Below are 15527 nucleotides of genomic sequence, written 5' to 3'. Positions count from 1 at the left end.
GCCAGCACCGCAAAAAGCGCATCCCGCCGCTTCCACCCATTGGGTGGACACGGCGGGATGCGCTGTTTAAACCGGGTGCGGGCTAGAGGACCTGCCCGTTGCGAATCACCTGCTGCAGCTGCAGCTTCGGATCCAGCATCACCACATCGGCGCAGAAGCCATAGTGCAGGCTGCCGACCTCGTCGGCCAGGCCGATCAGTGCGGCGGGGATGGAGGTGGCGGACTCGATCGCCCGGGTCAGCGGGATGCCCGCGTCGACCGTGCAGCGCAGCACCTCTAGCAGGGTGGCGGTGCCTCCGGCCAGCGAACCGTCGGCCAGGCGGGCCTGCGAGTCCTTGACCTCAACCTGCGCCGGGCCCAGCGAGTAGTGCCCGTCGCTGAGCCCCGTGGCGGCCATCGAATCGCTGACCAGCACCACATGGCGCCCGCCGATCAGGTTGAATACCAGGCGGACCGTATCGGGGGACAGATGCACATCATCGGCGATGAGTTCCACGAAGGCGTTCCCGCGCGAGGCCTCCTCCAGGCAGGCGGCCACCGGACCGGGCTCCCGGTGATGCAGCGGAGGCATGCCGTTGAACAGGTGGGTGACGGTGGGCTTCTCGGTGAAGCCGTCCACCCCGGCGTTGCTCAGCTGGTCGCGGGCGTAGCGCAGGGAGGCGGCGGTGACCTCGGCGCTGGCATTCGTGTGGCCCAGGGAGGGCACGACGCCGAGGATCACGAGCTGCTCGATCAGCTCCTCGCAGCCGGCCAGCTCCGGGGCGTAGGTCATGGTGCGCAGCTGACCGCGGCTGGCGGCCACGAGCTCCTCGACGAATCCGGGATCCGGGTCGGTGAGGTAGCGCGGATCTTGCGCCCCGCAGCGCGCCGCAGACAGGAACGGGCCTTCGGCGTGGATGCCGGCGATCTGGCCCGCCTCGGCGAACTCGGCCAGAATTTCTGCCGCCCGAGTCATTTCGCCCTGCTCGGCGGTGACCAGCGAGGCGAGCAGGGTGGTAGTGCCGGCGCGGTGCAGGTACTCCAGGGCGTCGGTGACCTGCCCGTGTTCCGGGGCGGCGAAATCGGCGCCGAGGGCCCCGTGGCAGTGCAGATCGATCAGCCCGGGGATCAGGATGGTGCCTTCGGGCACCGGATAGTCGGTGAATTCTTCCGCCTCGGGCAGGGCGAGCCAGTCGTCGCGGTTGCCCGCGAAACGGATTCGATCGTCCTCGATGGCCAGCACACCATCGCTGACTTCCTGTCCATCGGAGACGAGAGTGGCGAAAATGGCGTAACGCGAAGCGGTATTCATGTACCTAGCTTAGAAGAGTCTGCCCGCAGAGTCATCGACTCCGCGCATTGCATCGTAATCCAGGGTCAGGCAGCGGATCCCGCGGTCCTCGGCCAGGGTGCGCGCCTGCGGCTTGATCTGCTGCGCGGCGAACACGCCGGTTACCGGTTTGAGCAGCGGATCGCGGTTGAGCAGCTCCAGGTAGCGGGTGAGCTGCTCGACACCATCGATGTCGCCGCGGCGCTTGAGTTCCACCGCCACTGCGGCGCCGGAGGCGTCGCGTGCCAGGATGTCCACCGGGCCGATGGCGGTCATGTATTCGCGGCGCACCAGCCGGTGCCCGTCGCCGAGCAGCCCGATCTGCTCCGCCAGCAGGCGCTGCAGATCGGCCTCCACGCCGTCCTTGATCAGCCCCGGGTCCACGCCGAGCTCATGAGCCGAATCGTGCTCGATCGAATGGAAGCTGATGGTCAACTTGTCATCGGTCTTCGCGCTGGTCACATGCCAGACGCTGAGCGCGCCGAGGGCGGCGGCGTCCTCATCGGGACTCGCCTCACGCAATACCAGCGGCGGATTCATCCAGTTCAACGGCTTGTAACTGCCGCCGTCCGAATGGATCAGCACCGAACCATCGGCCTTGACCATGATCAGCCGGGTAGCTAGGGGGAGGTGGGCTCGAAGACGGCCCTCGTAATCTACTGAACACTTTGCAACCACTAAACGCACCCGACCCACTTTACCGGTTCGTGCCGCCGGTGCGCGATACGGCATGATTAAAGGCATGCCACGTTCGAACCGCCCGCGCCGCAAACCAGGATCCGCACCGAATGCTCGGTCGCGGTCCAACGCGCCCCAGGGCAATGACGAAGATTGGATGCAGCGTGCCCGCTATGGGGTGGTGCGCCTGCAGGACGCCCCGGACGGCCAATGGCATGTGCGCAAGGTGTCTCCGCTGAACGCGGTGAAAACCTACACCTGCCCGGGCTGCCACCGAATGATCACCCCGGGCGTGGCGCACCTGGTGACCTGGCGGGCCGATCATTGGTCCGGGGACGATGCGGCCGCCGCGAATCGCCGGCACTGGCATCCGAACTGCTGGGAATCGCGCTCCTACCGCTACTAGAGCCGGTCCTGGCGGGCGATGAACACCTCGCGCAGCAGGATCATCGCCGAGGCGGCGACCGGGATGGCCATCAGTGCCCCGGTGATCCCCACCAGCGTGCCGCCGGCGATCACCGAGATCACCGCGACGGCCCCGGGCACCGCGACGGCCTTGTTCATAATGCGCGGGGAGACGAAGTAGGCCTCCAGCTGCAGGTAGCCGAAGTAGCAGACCGCGTAGATCAGCGCCGTCTGCCAGCCCAGGGTGAGCGTGACCAGGGTGACCAGCACCCCGGCGATCACCGCGCCGACCAGCGGAATGAAGGCCAGCATCGCGACCAGCAAGGTCAGCAACGCCGCGAAGGGGACCTCCAGCAGGGTCATCAGCGCCAGCGCCACGAGCGCGTTGAGCACCGCCACCGAGGCCTGGCCCATGACGTAGTTGCCCACCGAGCGGGTGATGCGGGTGGCGATTTCGCTGGCGCGCACCCGCTTGGAGCGCGGAACCAGGCGCATCGAAAACGACATCATGCCCGGCAGTGAGGCGAGGAAGTAGATCGCCAGCACCAGCACGATGAGCACCCCGAACATCGACTGGGCCACCGTCTGCGAGACGCCCAGCACGCCGCCGAACACATTGGTGACCGCGCCGGAATCGCCGAAGAAGCGCTGCACCTCGGTATTAACGCGCGCCGAGAGCGCATACTGCGCATCGATCTGCCTGACCCATTGGCTATTGAGGAAGTTGTCGGTGATTTCCGGGGCGCGGGAGATGAATTGGGTGATCTGGGTGACCAGGGTCGGGATGATCAGCGCCATGAACCCCGCGAAGATCGCCAGCAGCCCGACCATCGTGGAGGTGACCGCCAGCGGCCGGTTCAACCCGCGGCGCATCAGGAACCGCACCACCGGGTCAAGTCCCAGGGCTATGAACAAGGCGATCGAAATCCAGGTGATCAGCGAGCCGACATTGGTCAGCAGGTAGTAGCCGGCCAGCGCCAATCCCACGCCAATGGTGCCCAAAAAACCCATGGAGATCGGGTGCAGGGCGGGAATCGGCTCGGGGGCCTCCTGATCGGTGGCATCGGGGAGTTCACCGAACGCATTGGGGCGCCGCGGGGATTTGAGTAGTGCGTTCACCTTGGCGGCAAGCCGGCGGGCCCACTGCGCGGTGGGGGAATCGGGCTCGGCGGAACCCGGTTCGCGCCGCCCGGCGGCCGGCCCGGTGGCGGAAGGATGCGCGGGGTTAGTCGCCGGGTCCGGAAGCTCATTGGGCGGCTGATTACTCTCCATGGCACCGAGCATACCGCCGGAATGGGTTCTGAAAGTGCTCTATGACACTCCGACATGGTCATTTGAGTCACTTCACAGGTAGCCCGCGGAACCATTGGGGCGGTGGACTCGTTAGACTTGTGAAAGAACAGCTGTGACCGTTGGCGAATAGGTGAAGTCGTGCGAAAAGTTATCTCCGTGATCGCGATCCTGCTTGGGGCCGTTGCCCTGGTGGTAGGGATCGGACAGAAGACCTTTTGGGCTCCGCCCGAAACGGTCACCGCAAGCATGCCAGAATTTGAATCCGAGGCACCGCTGACGGTTATCCAACCGTCGGTGCAGAACGCCAACGCCGAACCGGTGGAGCTGGTGATCAGCGCAGAGGGCGAATTCACCGCCTCGCTGGCGCGCAGCTACGACGTCGAGGCGTGGGTCGACGACGCCTCCCATGTGGAGCTGACCGGAGTGGACCGCGAAAACCACCAGCTGGTCGCCGAACTGCTCGACGGGGAGAAGAAGACCCCGAACCCGGCTGGCGATGACCTGTTCTTCGACTCGCAGAAGGCCGATGGCACAATGACCTACCGCTGGACCGCGCCGGATGACGGCGACTGGTCGCTGCTGCTGGCCGCCGATGGCACCAAGGCGGCGCCAACCGATATTTCGGTCACCTACGCCAACGACGATGCCATGCCATGGGCGCTGCCGCTGATCATCATCGGCGCGCTGCTGCTCGTCTTCGGTGTGGCCCTGCTGCTGATGCGCGTAATCAAGCCTTCCAAGCCTGCACGCCGCGCCGAAGCGGCGTCCCCGGGCACCAAGGGCGGCTCGACCACGCAGAACTCGCTGGCCATGGCCGCGGTGCTCGCGTTGGCCGTGGGCGGAGTCAGCGTGCCGATGGCACCCTCGGAAGACCAGCCAGCCGAATCGGCCAAGGCCTCGGACTCCGCGAAATCCGAGGAATCCGAGCCGGCCGAGGAATCCAAGCCCGCCGACGACTCGAAGCCTGCCGAAGAATCGACGTCCGCGGAAGCCGAACCGGATAGCTACCCGGTGCTCACCGAGGAGCAGCTGCAGCGGATCCTGGGCGACGTGGAGAAGCAGATCGGCAAGGCCGACGAGAAGAACACGAAGAAGGACCTGGATGCCCGCGCTTCCGGTGCCTTCAAGGACCTGCGCACCAAGCGCTACGACATCCTGAACGACGACATCGAGATCGCCAAGCCGCTGGCGCTGAAGACCGCGGTGATTCGCTCGGCCGCCGTGCCGAATAGCTCCGAGGCAAAATTTCCGCGCGTGATCTCCGTGGTGACCGCAAAGGACTCGGATCCGGCCACCTTGCCGATGGCGTTGACCCTGAAGCAGGACAGCGCTCGCGATAACTACAAGGTCAGCTTCGCCGCGCAGATGCTGCCGAACTCGACCTTCCCGGGCATCGCGGTGGGCGACCCCTCGATCCAGCAGCTGGGCAACAACGCCGAAGGGCTGAAGGTCAAGCCGGAAGAGGCGCTCGACCAGCTGGCGGACGTGTTGACCAACGAGAAGTCCAAGCACAAGGGCAACTTTGCGGAATCCGAATTCATCAAGGCGATCCACTCGGGGCAGAAGAAGGAAAAGGAAGAAGCCAACGAGGCGAATGTGAAGTACTCGCGCTCGGTCACCAAGAATGACACGCAGGTGATTTCCACCCCCGATGGCGGCGCGATCGTCACCGGCCGGCTGAACCAGAAGGCAGTATTCGAGCGCACCGAGGATGCAGATCCGCTGGAGAGCGCCGACGAGCTGACCAAGAAGTTGCTTGGATCGAGCACCTCTACCGGTAACGTAGAGATCACGTACGCCGAACCGGTGATGATGTACATCCCAGCGTCCGGCAATGACGACAAGATTCAGCTAGTCGCCAGCGAGGTAGTGTTGCTGAGCGTCAAGCAGGCGGAGGAGAACTAATGACCGAACCACATATTCCCTCGGCTCGCGGAGCCATCGATTTAGGCTCCCTGGCCGCCAATGGCCCGCAGGCCACCGAGGAGAACGCACCCGGCGCGGCGGCTAGCTGGACGCTGACCCTGGACGAGGCGGCATTCCAGCAGTTTGTCGGGCTCTCCCAGCAGGTGCCGGCGATCGTGTCCCTGGGTTCGCCCCGCGTGCAGGTCTCCGCAGACCTCGACACCGCGCTGAAAACCCTCGTGGATCGCCGCGCCGGCAAGATGGTGCTCGGCCTGGTGGACGCGGAGAAGTACCCGAATATCGCCCAAGCGTTCAAGGCGGAGCAGATCCCGATGGTGATCGCGCTGGTCAACGGCCAGCCGGTCCCGCTCTTCCAAGGCCCGGCAGCTGCCGAGCAGATCGACCAGGTGCTCAACCAGCTGGCCGAACTGGGTGTGCAGCAGGGCTTGGCCGGGAGCGTTCCGGCCTTCTCCGGTGGAAGCGAAGAGCAGCCATTGCCGCCGCTGCACCAAAAGGCGGTGGATGCGATCGAAGCCGGTGACTACGCCGCCGCCGAGGCCGCCTACCTTGAAGCGCTCAACGAAAAGCCCAACGATCAGGACGCCCAGGTCGGCGTCTACCAGGTGCGTTTGCTCTCCCGCACGCAGAGCCTGGAACTGAACGAGGCGCGAGCCGCCGCGGCAGAGAACCCGGATGATCTCACCGCGCAGCTGAACGTCGCGGATTTGGACCTGGTCGGCGGACATGTGGAAGACGCCTTCGCCCGGCTGGTTTCGCTGATCTCGCGGTTGGCCGATGAAGACCGCGAACGGATCCGCCGCAGGCTGATCGAGCTCTACGCGGTGATCGGCAACGCGGATCCGCGTGTGGCCGCATCGCGCCAGAAGCTGGCCCGCGTGCTGTTCTAAGCATCCGCAGCCCATGGCGGCCCACTTTCATTGCTCAGGCGATGAAAGTGGGCCGTTTTATTTTGCCTGAATGCTTCTACCACGGGCCTGGGCTGCGAGATTAACTCCAAAGGATGATGCGTCTTGACTTGGCAGGTTGATATTCTCGACACATGAATAGCATGGCGCTCGAAATAAGGAACCTTGCCAAGCAATTTGGTGACAAGGTTGCGGTGAACAATGTCAGCCTCCAGGTGCCCGCCAAGTCCTTTTACGGACTAGTTGGCCCCAATGGCGCAGGCAAAACGACGATGCTTTCAATGGCGACCGGATTGCTGCGCCCGGATCAGGGCAGCGCGCTGGTCAATGGGGTGGACATCTGGGCGGAGCCGCACACCGCCAAGCGGACCCTGGGAGTGCTTGCCGACGGGGTGCGACAATTCGACCGGCTGACCGGCCGGCAGCTGGTGACCTACGCCGGCCTGCTGCGCGGCATGGACCGCGAGGAGGTCACCACGCGCACCGAAGACCTGCTGCGCGTGATGGATTTGAGCGCGGATGGAGACAAGCTCGTCGTGGACTACTCCGCGGGTATGACCAAGAAGATTTCGCTGGCGACCGCGATGATCCACTCGCCGAAACTGCTGGTGCTCGATGAGCCCTTCGAAGCGGTGGACCCGGTCTCCGCGGCGAATATCCGCGACATCCTCAACGACTACGTCGCCTTCGGCGGCACCGTGATCGTTTCTTCGCACGTGATGGACCTGGTCCAGCGCATGTGCTCGCATGTTGCGGTCATCGACGGCGGCGTGCTCAAGGCCTCGGGCACGGTGGACGAGGTACGCGACGGAATGTCCTTGGAGGACCGCTTCGTCGATCTGGTCGGCGGCCGTGGCACGAGTGAAGGGCTGTCATGGTTGCGTACATCCTAAAGCTGAAGCTGCGGCTACTGGCCAACGGCTTCAAGCGCAGCCCGTGGCAGCTGGCGGGCGTGATCTTCGGTGGGCTTTACGCGCTGGGCATGGTGGTGATGCTGTCGCTGGCCATGTGGTTTAGCGCCGATAACTTAGAGGCGCGCGGCTGGGTGAGCGTGCTGGTCGGTTCGGTGATTGTGCTTGGTTGGGCCGTGGTCCCGCCGATGATCACCGGTGTGGACCTGACCCTGGAGCCACAGCGCTTCGTCCACTTCGGCATCGAGGCCAAGACCTTGGCCCGCGGGCTGATCCTCGCCGGATTCATCTCGGTTCCGGCCATTCTGACGATGCTTGCGGTGCTGGGCTTTTCCACGATCTGGCGACTGGATCCATTGACGCTCATCGTTGGGCTGCTCTGCGCGATCGGCACCTGGGTGATGGCGATTCTGCTCTGCCAGTACCTGACGATCATGGCCACCGCGCTGCGCGCCAAGCGCCGTTTCCGCGAGCTGTCTTTCGGCGTGCTGTTCTTGCTGTTGATCAGCCTGGGCCCGATCATCACCACGATCGCCACCAACGTCGAATCGATCTTCGACCTGCTGATCCCCGCCACCAAGGTCCTTGCGTTCACCCCGCTCGGTGCCTTTGCAGCCGTACCAAATGACTTTGCCACCGGTCAGTTCGCGGCGTTGGGACTGCACCTCGCATTGGCGCTGGTCTACCTGGCCGGGCTGTATCTCTTGCTGACCCGAGCCACCGGCAAGGCCACGGTGACTCCGCCGGCCGCGCAGCGTGCATCGAGCGCGAAGGGATTGGGGTTCTTCAAAATCACCCCGGCCACGCCCAGCGGTGCGGTGGCCGCGCGCGCCCTGACCTATTGGTTCAAAGACCCGCGCTATGCGTTGAGCGTGATCATGGTGCCGATGCTCCCGATCATCTTTTACTTTGCCAGCGGAACCACGGGAAACTACTCCATGATGCTGCTGCTCGGTCCGTTGATCGGCATTCTGATGGGATTCTCGATCTCCGCGGATGTCTCCTATGACAACACCGCTTTTGCGTTGCATGTGCTCACCGGTGTGACGGGCAAGGACGATCGTTTGGGCCGCGTGCTGGCGTGCTTCGCACTGGTCATCGTGCCGCTGGTCCTGGCCGCAGTTTTGCCGGCAGCGCTGATCGGTCAGCCGTGGCGTATTCCCGGCGATTTGGGAATGTCCTTAGGAGCGTTCCTGATTGCGTTGGGCGTCGCCTCGATCGCTTCGGCGCGATACACCTACGCGGTGCCGCTGCCGGGGGACAATCCGATGAAGACTCCGCCAGGCAATGGTGCCCGCGTGGCGCTGACTCAGCTGGCCACCTTTGGCATCATGGGTGTGCTGCTGATTCCAACGCTGGTGCCATATATCTTCGGTTGGGTGACCCAATCGATGCTGGCCGGATACATTACCGTCGCGGTCGGCCTGATCACCGGTTCCATCATGCTGTTCCTTGGGATCAAGATTGGTGGCAAGACCATGGACGCGCGTCAGCCGGAGCTGATGCAAGCGGTGCTGGTCAACCGCTAGACAGTCAACACTGCAACGCCCGTATCATTTGAACCGCAGAAATCTGGTTCGACTGATACGGGCGTTTTTGTGCTCGGGCGCTTGATTAGCGTGGGGCGGCGGAGGGCAGAGTCGATACGTGGTTAGTCCCAGTAAGCATTACGCCGTGGCAACTGCAGCGGATCGATATGCTTGGGCATAATCACGTGCGGCAACCCGTCGACCATCACGATCTTGATCCGCCCCGAATCCGCGTCCATATGTGCGCCGCGGCAGAGGCCGCCGAGATTGCTCAGCTTCGTCTCCCCGCCCAACCAGTAGGCCAGAATATGGTGGAATTCGATCTTCTCAGGCGGCTCGGTGCATCCAGGCACAATACACCCCCGATCACGCGCCAGCACGGCGCGTTTAAGTTTCTCCGGGACCAGCCGCTGAGCTCGGCCGTAATCGAGCAGTTCGCTCTTCGAATTGAACACCGCGGGGATGATGTCCGCTTGGCATAAGAGCCGTCTCAAATCCCCGGGTGGCAAATGCACCCCGTGCGCGGTGCGGGCATTGCCTGCGGCGAGATCATGCAAATCTTCGAGCTTCAAATGGACGAGGATTTCGGGCCTGATCCGTGAGCTTCCCTCCCCGGTGCCGTTGGGGAGCATGGTGAGGATGTCCATGAGGGCGTTCAGTGCGCGTTCGGGGACGGTGGCCACGGTTTCTGGGGTTTCTGGTTCCCATTTCGCTTCGTTGCCGACGCCCTCGGGTAGGAAGTCCGGGTATCCCGTTTCAGGTGTTGCAGTCTGCTCAGGTGCTAGCGCTTCTGTTTCTGGCTCCACTGCAAGCTCGGGTTCGCTGGCTGCAGAATCCGGGCTGGAAGCCTGCTCGGGGGCCCTAGTGTCCACCGGTGGCCGGTTGATGCGAGCCTGCGCGCCGGCACGGGTGCGTGAATTGTTGGACTTCGCAATCAACGAATCAAATAATTCACCTTCCACAGTGGAGACCCGGAGCAAGAATTCACGGCTCAACGAGTTTTTCACCGGCAACGCATAGAACCCACGCTGCAGCGAGGATCCGGTTGAGGTCCCTTCGGTGGTACTCACACTGGTGATCAGCTCGTTAACTTGTTTGTTGGTTTCAGACACACTTTGTCCGGCGGAGAGCAGAGTGGCTGCATGTTCTTCGACCGGGCGCCCATCGGCATGGAACAGGGTCGGTTCGGTGGCCGCACCGTCAAAGGTCAGGTCTTTTGGTTCGCGTTTTGCTAGTTTCTGGCTGGTCTCCCGCACCACAGCCGGATGAAGCGCCGGGTCCGGGGTGGCGAACAGGGTGGCCAGGTGGGTGAAGCGCGGTGGGACTTGGTTGCCTGCCATGTCTCGTCGGCCAATGAGGTCGCTCGCGTCGTTGATGAGCTTGTTCGCATCAGCGAAGGGGATGCGTATCCAGGAGGAGAGCAGCGCTGCGGGGGTTTGGAAGCTGGCTTTGCCCGGGCAGCGGATCGCCTCGCGGGTGGTGTCTGGCGGTTCAGCGCGGAGTTTGTCCAGTTCTGTCTCGTGCAGGGTGTGGGCGTTGGTGGCGGCCAGTCGGTCTGCGGCGGTGACGCGCATCCGGGCTGCTTCGTCTTCGAGCCTCTGGCCGGTGGTGGCTAGTTCCAGAGCGAGGCGAGGATCGGTGGTGGTGGAAAGGTGTTTGCGCAGGAAAGTGAACAGGGCTGCGCCGGCGTTGGAGAGAGTGCGCAGGGTTTCACCGCTGAGGTTTTCCGGCTCACTGGTAGCTGCGGTCAGCTCGGTGAGCGTCGCATGCAATTCGGTGAGGGCATCCTCATGGGCGGTGGTGTTCATGAGTCGAGTATGCGCGCGGTTGCGCGGATGACACAGGGGGTGGGGCCGACTGTGGATAAGGCAGACACACCCGGTGGCATCGGAGGTTTGAAATGCGCTGAGCCCGGAGGGGCAGGGCGGCGGCGGAGGAGGATAAAGGTGCTGGTTGCGCGGGTATTCATGCGCGTCCTGCCGGGGCGGCAGGCGAGTCAAGGGGAAGGCAATGTGGATAAGCTCCCATCGCCGAGGGTGCCGTGCCCGGCGTTGGCGTACTAGAATTGGTGGCATGGTGGAACAGTCTGAAGAAACCCGTGGTGGAACATCAACGATCGAGCGCACTGACACGAATCAAAGTGTCGAAGCCGGCGATCATGAGCGCTTTGCGCACTATGTGCAGAAGGAAAAGATCATGGAGTCGGCGCTGTCCGGCGAGCCGGTGATCGCGCTGTGCGGCAAGGTATGGACGCCGGGCCGTGACCCGAAGAAGTTCCCGGTCTGCCCCGAATGCAAGGAAATCTACGAATCCATGATGGGTTAAGTAGCGGGACAACCAGCAGGAACCATCGGGAAAAGGTAAATGACCGAGACACTTTTTGATTTTGGTGACAAGCTTCCGCTGGAAGACAAGCTCCCTCCGGCGTACCCGGAACGGGCGGCCTGGGGGACCGGGCCGAAGCTTCGCGCCTGGCAGGCCGAGGCGCTGGCAAAATACTTTGACGCCGAACCACGGGACTTCATGGCCGTGGCGACCCCCGGCGCGGGTAAAACTACCTTCGCGCTGCGCCTGGCGAAGGTGCTGGTGGATTCGGGCAAGATCAACCGGATGATCGTCGTCGCGCCCACGGACCACCTGAAAAAGCAGTGGGCCGATGCCGCGGCACGTGTGGGAATTGCGCTGGATCCGAACTACAAGAACTCTGATGGGCGGCACGGCTCGCACTACTTGGGCGTCGTGGTGACCTATGCGCAGGTGGCGCAGAAGCCAGCGGTGCACCGGGCGAAAACCGAAGGTGCGCGCACGCTGGTCGTGATGGACGAGGTGCACCACGCAGGTGACGCGCTCTCCTGGGGAGACGGCATTCGCGAGGCCTTCGAGCCGGCCACCCGCCGCCTCGCGCTGACCGGTACGCCGTTCCGTTCGGACGCGGCGCCGATTCCGTTTGTGCAGTATGCGGACGAGGGCGATGGCATCCGTCGCTCGAAGGCGGATTACACCTACGGCTATGGCAAGGCGCTGGCAGACCACGTGGTGCGCCCGGTGCTGTTCATGGCCTATTCCGGGGCGATGCGTTGGCGTACCGCGGCGGGCGAGGAGATGGAAGCCGAGCTCGGCGCCGGATTCACCAAGGATGTCACCGCGCATGCCTGGCGCACCGCCTTGGACCCGCACGGGGATTGGATTCCTTCGGTGCTGCGTGCGGCGGATCGCCGGCTTTCCGAGGTGCGGCGCACCGTGAAGGACGCCGGTGCCCTGGTGATCGCCACCGATCACGAGGATGCGCGCGGTTATGCCACCCAGCTGGAGGCGATCAGCGGCGAGAAAGTCACCACGATCCTCTCCGATGACCCGAAGGCCTCGCAGAAGATCGACGATTTTGCCGCCTCGGATTCGCGCTGGATGGTCGCGGTGCGCATGGTGTCCGAGGGCGTGGACGTGCCCCGGCTGTGCGTGGGCGTGTATGCCACTTCCACCTCGACCCCGCTGTTCTTCGCGCAGGCCGTCGGGCGTTTTGTGCGTAGCCGCAAGCGCGGCGAGGTCGCCAGCGTGTTCCTGCCCTCGGTGCCGGTGCTGATGGCGCTGGCCAACGAGATGGAGATCGAACGCGACCACGCGCTGGACCGCGAAGGGGAGAAGCTCGAAGACGGCCTGGACGACGCGTTCCTCGAAGAAGCGAATCGCGAAGAGAAAGCCAGCGACGAGCTGAACAAGGCCAAATTCGAGGCGCTGAACTCCCAGGCCTCCTTCGACCGGGTGCTCTTCGATGGCGGCGAATTCGGCACCGGTGCGGAGCTGGGCAGCGATGAGGAGCTCGGCTTCCTCGGGATTCCCGGTCTGCTGGACACCGAGCAGGTGTCCGCGCTGCTGCGCGAGCAGCAGAACAAGCAGATTTCGCGCGGGGCCACGAAGCCCGAACCGGTCAGCGACCACCGGCGGATGATGGACCTGCGCTCGAAGCTGTCGAAGAACGTTTCGGCCTGGGCCTCGCGCACCGGCGTGCCGCATGGGCAGGTGCACAACAAGCTGCGCAGCGTGTGCGGCGGTCCGGCGGTGCCCCAGGCAACCGCGGACCAGCTGCAGGCGCGCATCGACAAGCTGCAGGACTGGTTCGTCGGGCGCAAATAGGGCCGGCGAACGTGCAACGGCGCCCCGCATCATGCGGGGCGCCGTTGGCGTCTAACGAATGTTCAGGGCGCGGGGCTGACCGGTTCCAACCCCAAGGTGAGCACGATGGCTCCGGCCTCGCGCAGCTGGGTGTAGACCGCGGGCAGATTCTCCGGGCTCACCGCCGCGGTCAGCGGGGCGAGCACGGTGGTGCTGAATCCGGCGCGGGCGGCATCCAGCGCGGTGGCGCGCACGCAGTGATCGGTGGCGATGCCCACGATATCCACCGTGGTGATGCCGCGCTCGCGCAACCAGTGACCGAGCAGGGCGCCGGACTCGTCCTCGGGCGCCGCGCCCGGATCCAGGACCCGGGCCTCGAACCCCGAGTAGGCGGCGGTGAAGCGGCCTTTGGCGAAGTGCGCGTCGACTTCCAGCGCGGCGATGCTTGGGTGCAGCTCCGCGCCTTCGGTGCCGGCGACGCAGTGCACCGGCCAGGAGTCGGCGAAGTCCGGGGCCTCGGAAAAGTGGGCTCCCGGATCGATATGCCAATCCTGGGTGGTGATGATCGCGCTGTAGGACTCGCGGCGGGCCATCACATCCTCGGCGATCGCGGCAGCGACGGCGTTGCCGCCGGCCACGGCCAGCGGGCCGCCTTCGCAGAAATCCGGTTGGACATCGACAACTAGCAGGGCTCGAGTCATGTTTTGCTCCTAATCATTGCGAGTGAATAGGGTTTTAACCATAATACTGCCTCGGCGCTCAGTCCTCGCGGATGATCGTCGGGATGACCGGCTCGCCGCGCTGGAGCTTGCGTGCCACCCCGGGCATTTCCTGGATCGAGGCGTGGTGGCGCGCCCGGGCCTTTTCCACGCCGGCCGCGCCGATGAAGGACTCATCGATCCGGCCCGCGGTGACGAAGGGCACCGAAAGCTGGCGCTCGGGCCCGCCGGTGCTGTACTCCTCGAGCGAGACGATCTCCGCGGTGGCACGGTTGCGATCGTTGAGCTGGCGGACCGCGTGCTTGCGCCCGCCTACGCTCGCCTTGTTCGCCGAGGCCTTCGCCACCGGAATCCAGCTGCCGGCCGAATCCTGCCGGGCGACGAGCTTGTAGACCATCGAGGCGGTCGGGTGCCCGGAGCCGGTGACCAGGGCGGTGCCCACGCCGTAGGAATCCACCGGTGCGCTGCCCAGGGCCGCGATCGCGTATTCGTCCAGATCCGAGGTGACGGTGATCTTGGTGTTCCAGTTGCCCAGGTCGTCGAGCAGCTCGCGCACCCAGCCGGCCTGCTGGACCAGGTCGCCGGAGTCCAGGCGCACCCCGCCGAGCTCGGGGCCGGCCACCTTGACCGCGGTGCGCACCCCGGCCTCCACCTCGTAGGTGTCCACCAGCAGCGTGGTGTCTTTGCCCAGCGACTGGATCTGCGCGGCGAAGGCCTGCTCTTCGGTGTCGTGCAGCAGGGTGAAGGAGTGCGCGGAGGTGCCCACCGTCTTGATGCCGTAGCGTGCACCGGCCTCCAGATTGGAGGTCGAATCGAATCCGGCGATGATCGCGGCGCGGGCGGCGGCCACCGCGGATTCCTCGTGGGTGCGCCGGGAGCCCATCTCGATGCACGGACGGGTGCCGGCCGAGGCGATCATGCGCGAGGCGGCCGAGGCGATGGCCGAATCGTGGTTCAGGATCGAGAGGATGTAGGTTTCGATCACGCAGGCCTCGGCGAAGGTGGACTGCACGGTGAGGATCGGGGAGTGCGGGAAGTAGAGCTCGCCCTCGGCGTAGCCGGTGATGTCGCCGGTGAACCTGAAATTCTCCAGGTAGTCCAGGGTTTGCTTGTTCACCACCTTGGTATCGGCGAGGAAGCGCAGCTGCGTCTCGTCGAAGTGGAAGTCTTTGAGGCCTTCGAGCAGGCGCCCGGTGCCAGCGACCACGCCGTAGCGTCGTCCCTCGGGCAGCCGGCGCGAGAAGGCTTCGAACACCGAGGGGCGGTGAGCGGCGCCGGAGGCGAGGGCCGCCTGCAGCATGGTCAGCTCGTAGTGATCGGTAAAAAGGCTGGTGAGCATGTGGTGCTCCTGATCGAAAAGTGGATGGACCGGCCTTTACTGTATAACGCCTCACGCTTGCGGTGATATTCACAACGCACCGCGTCTCCTGGCAAGATGGGGCGTAAAATGGGAATTATGACCGCTATGCCCGATGTAATGACGAACCCCGAGGCCCTCAAGGCGCAGGATAAGGCCTGGCGCCTGATCGTGTGGAACGACCCGGTGAACCTGATGAGCTATGTCTCCTATGTGTTCCAGTCGTATTTTGGTTTCACCCGCGAGCGCGCCGAACAGCTGATGCTGCAGGTGCACAACGACGGTTTTTGCGTCGTGCGCAGCGGCGCCCGGGAGGCGATCGAGTCCGACGTGCATGCGATGCACGGCTTCGGATTGCAGGCAACCATGACCCAGGAGGCCTGAA

At 64.4% G+C, this 15527-nt stretch carries 14 protein-coding genes; 8 read left to right on the top strand and 6 right to left on the bottom strand.

The genetic code is table 11. From position 1 onward, the window contains the following. Positions 1-82 precede the first annotated feature (82 nt). A complete protein-coding gene (locus CIK76_RS04500) occupies positions 83-1291 on the bottom strand; it encodes an N-acetylglucosamine-6-phosphate deacetylase (RefSeq protein WP_096283880.1) in 1209 nt (402 codons plus the stop codon). 9 nt (positions 1292-1300) lie between these two features. Further along, on the bottom strand, positions 1301-1996 hold the full coding sequence (gene nucS, locus CIK76_RS04495) for an endonuclease NucS (protein WP_096284256.1): 696 nt from the start codon (positions 1994-1996) through the stop codon (positions 1301-1303). A gap of 55 nt (positions 1997-2051) precedes the next feature. Between nucS and CIK76_RS04490 the strand changes: the two genes are divergently transcribed. Beyond that, positions 2052-2393, top strand: a complete 342-nt coding sequence (locus tag CIK76_RS04490) for an ATP/GTP-binding protein (RefSeq protein ID WP_096283878.1) — start codon at positions 2052-2054, stop codon at positions 2391-2393. Here the strand turns inward: CIK76_RS04490 and CIK76_RS04485 are convergent. Next, positions 2390-3664 carry an AI-2E family transporter gene (locus CIK76_RS04485; protein WP_255248347.1) on the bottom strand — a complete coding sequence of 425 codons (1275 nt, stop codon included), beginning with the start codon at positions 3662-3664 and terminating at the stop codon, positions 2390-2392. The genes CIK76_RS04490 and CIK76_RS04485 overlap by 4 nt on opposite strands. A gap of 159 nt (positions 3665-3823) precedes the next feature. Between CIK76_RS04485 and CIK76_RS04480 the strand changes: the two genes are divergently transcribed. The 4 genes from CIK76_RS04480 (at position 3824) to CIK76_RS04465 (ending at position 8956) form a co-directional block, all read left to right on the top strand. Then, positions 3824-5590, top strand: coding sequence for a hypothetical protein (locus CIK76_RS04480; RefSeq protein WP_141393458.1), 1767 nt, complete (start codon positions 3824-3826; stop codon positions 5588-5590). Then, positions 5590-6498, top strand: a complete 909-nt coding sequence (locus tag CIK76_RS04475; protein ID WP_096283872.1) for a tetratricopeptide repeat protein — start codon at positions 5590-5592, stop codon at positions 6496-6498. The genes CIK76_RS04480 and CIK76_RS04475 overlap by 1 nt, the downstream gene beginning before the upstream one ends. A 152-nt stretch (positions 6499-6650) precedes the next feature. Then, entirely contained in the window at positions 6651-7409 is a 759-nt protein-coding gene (locus CIK76_RS04470; protein WP_096283870.1) for an ABC transporter ATP-binding protein, read from the top strand. Beyond that, entirely contained in the window at positions 7391-8956 is a 1566-nt protein-coding gene (locus CIK76_RS04465; RefSeq protein WP_096283868.1) for a transporter, read from the top strand. The genes CIK76_RS04470 and CIK76_RS04465 overlap by 19 nt, the downstream gene beginning before the upstream one ends. A 122-nt stretch (positions 8957-9078) precedes the next feature. Here the strand turns inward: CIK76_RS04465 and CIK76_RS04460 are convergent, their stop codons facing one another. Continuing rightward, positions 9079-10764, bottom strand: coding sequence for an HNH endonuclease signature motif containing protein (locus tag CIK76_RS04460; protein WP_176484086.1), 1686 nt, complete (start codon positions 10762-10764; stop codon positions 9079-9081). Positions 10765-11029: 265 nt separating this feature from the next. On the opposite strand from CIK76_RS04460, the gene CIK76_RS04455 reads away from it, so the two are divergent. Both CIK76_RS04455 and CIK76_RS04450 read left to right on the top strand, forming a co-directional pair. Beyond that, positions 11030-11281, top strand: a complete 252-nt coding sequence (locus tag CIK76_RS04455; RefSeq protein ID WP_096283864.1) for a DUF3039 domain-containing protein — start codon at positions 11030-11032, stop codon at positions 11279-11281. Between the two features lie 39 nt (positions 11282-11320). Then, complete coding sequence (locus tag CIK76_RS04450; RefSeq protein ID WP_096283862.1) at positions 11321-13087, top strand: DEAD/DEAH box helicase; 1767 nt, start codon at positions 11321-11323, stop codon at positions 13085-13087. 62 nt (positions 13088-13149) lie between these two features. Here the strand turns inward: CIK76_RS04450 and CIK76_RS04445 are convergent, their stop codons facing one another. Next, positions 13150-13767 carry an isochorismatase family protein gene (locus tag CIK76_RS04445; RefSeq protein ID WP_096283860.1) on the bottom strand — a complete coding sequence of 206 codons (618 nt, stop codon included), beginning with the start codon at positions 13765-13767 and terminating at the stop codon, positions 13150-13152. Between the two features lie 58 nt (positions 13768-13825). Then, positions 13826-15124, bottom strand: coding sequence for a nicotinate phosphoribosyltransferase (locus CIK76_RS04440; RefSeq protein ID WP_096283858.1), 1299 nt, complete (start codon positions 15122-15124; stop codon positions 13826-13828). A gap of 117 nt (positions 15125-15241) precedes the next feature. Here CIK76_RS04440 and clpS point away from each other — a divergent pair, with 117 nt between their 5' ends. Then, positions 15242-15526 (top strand): ATP-dependent Clp protease adapter ClpS, encoded by a 285-nt coding sequence (clpS, locus tag CIK76_RS04435; RefSeq protein WP_176484085.1) that lies wholly within the window; start codon positions 15242-15244, stop codon positions 15524-15526. Position 15527: the final 1 nt, after the last annotated feature.

The organism is Glutamicibacter sp. BW80 (assembly GCF_002332385.1).
Lineage (GTDB): Bacteria > Actinomycetota > Actinomycetes > Actinomycetales > Micrococcaceae > Glutamicibacter.
This window is presented reverse-complemented; position numbering and strand designations above follow the sequence as displayed.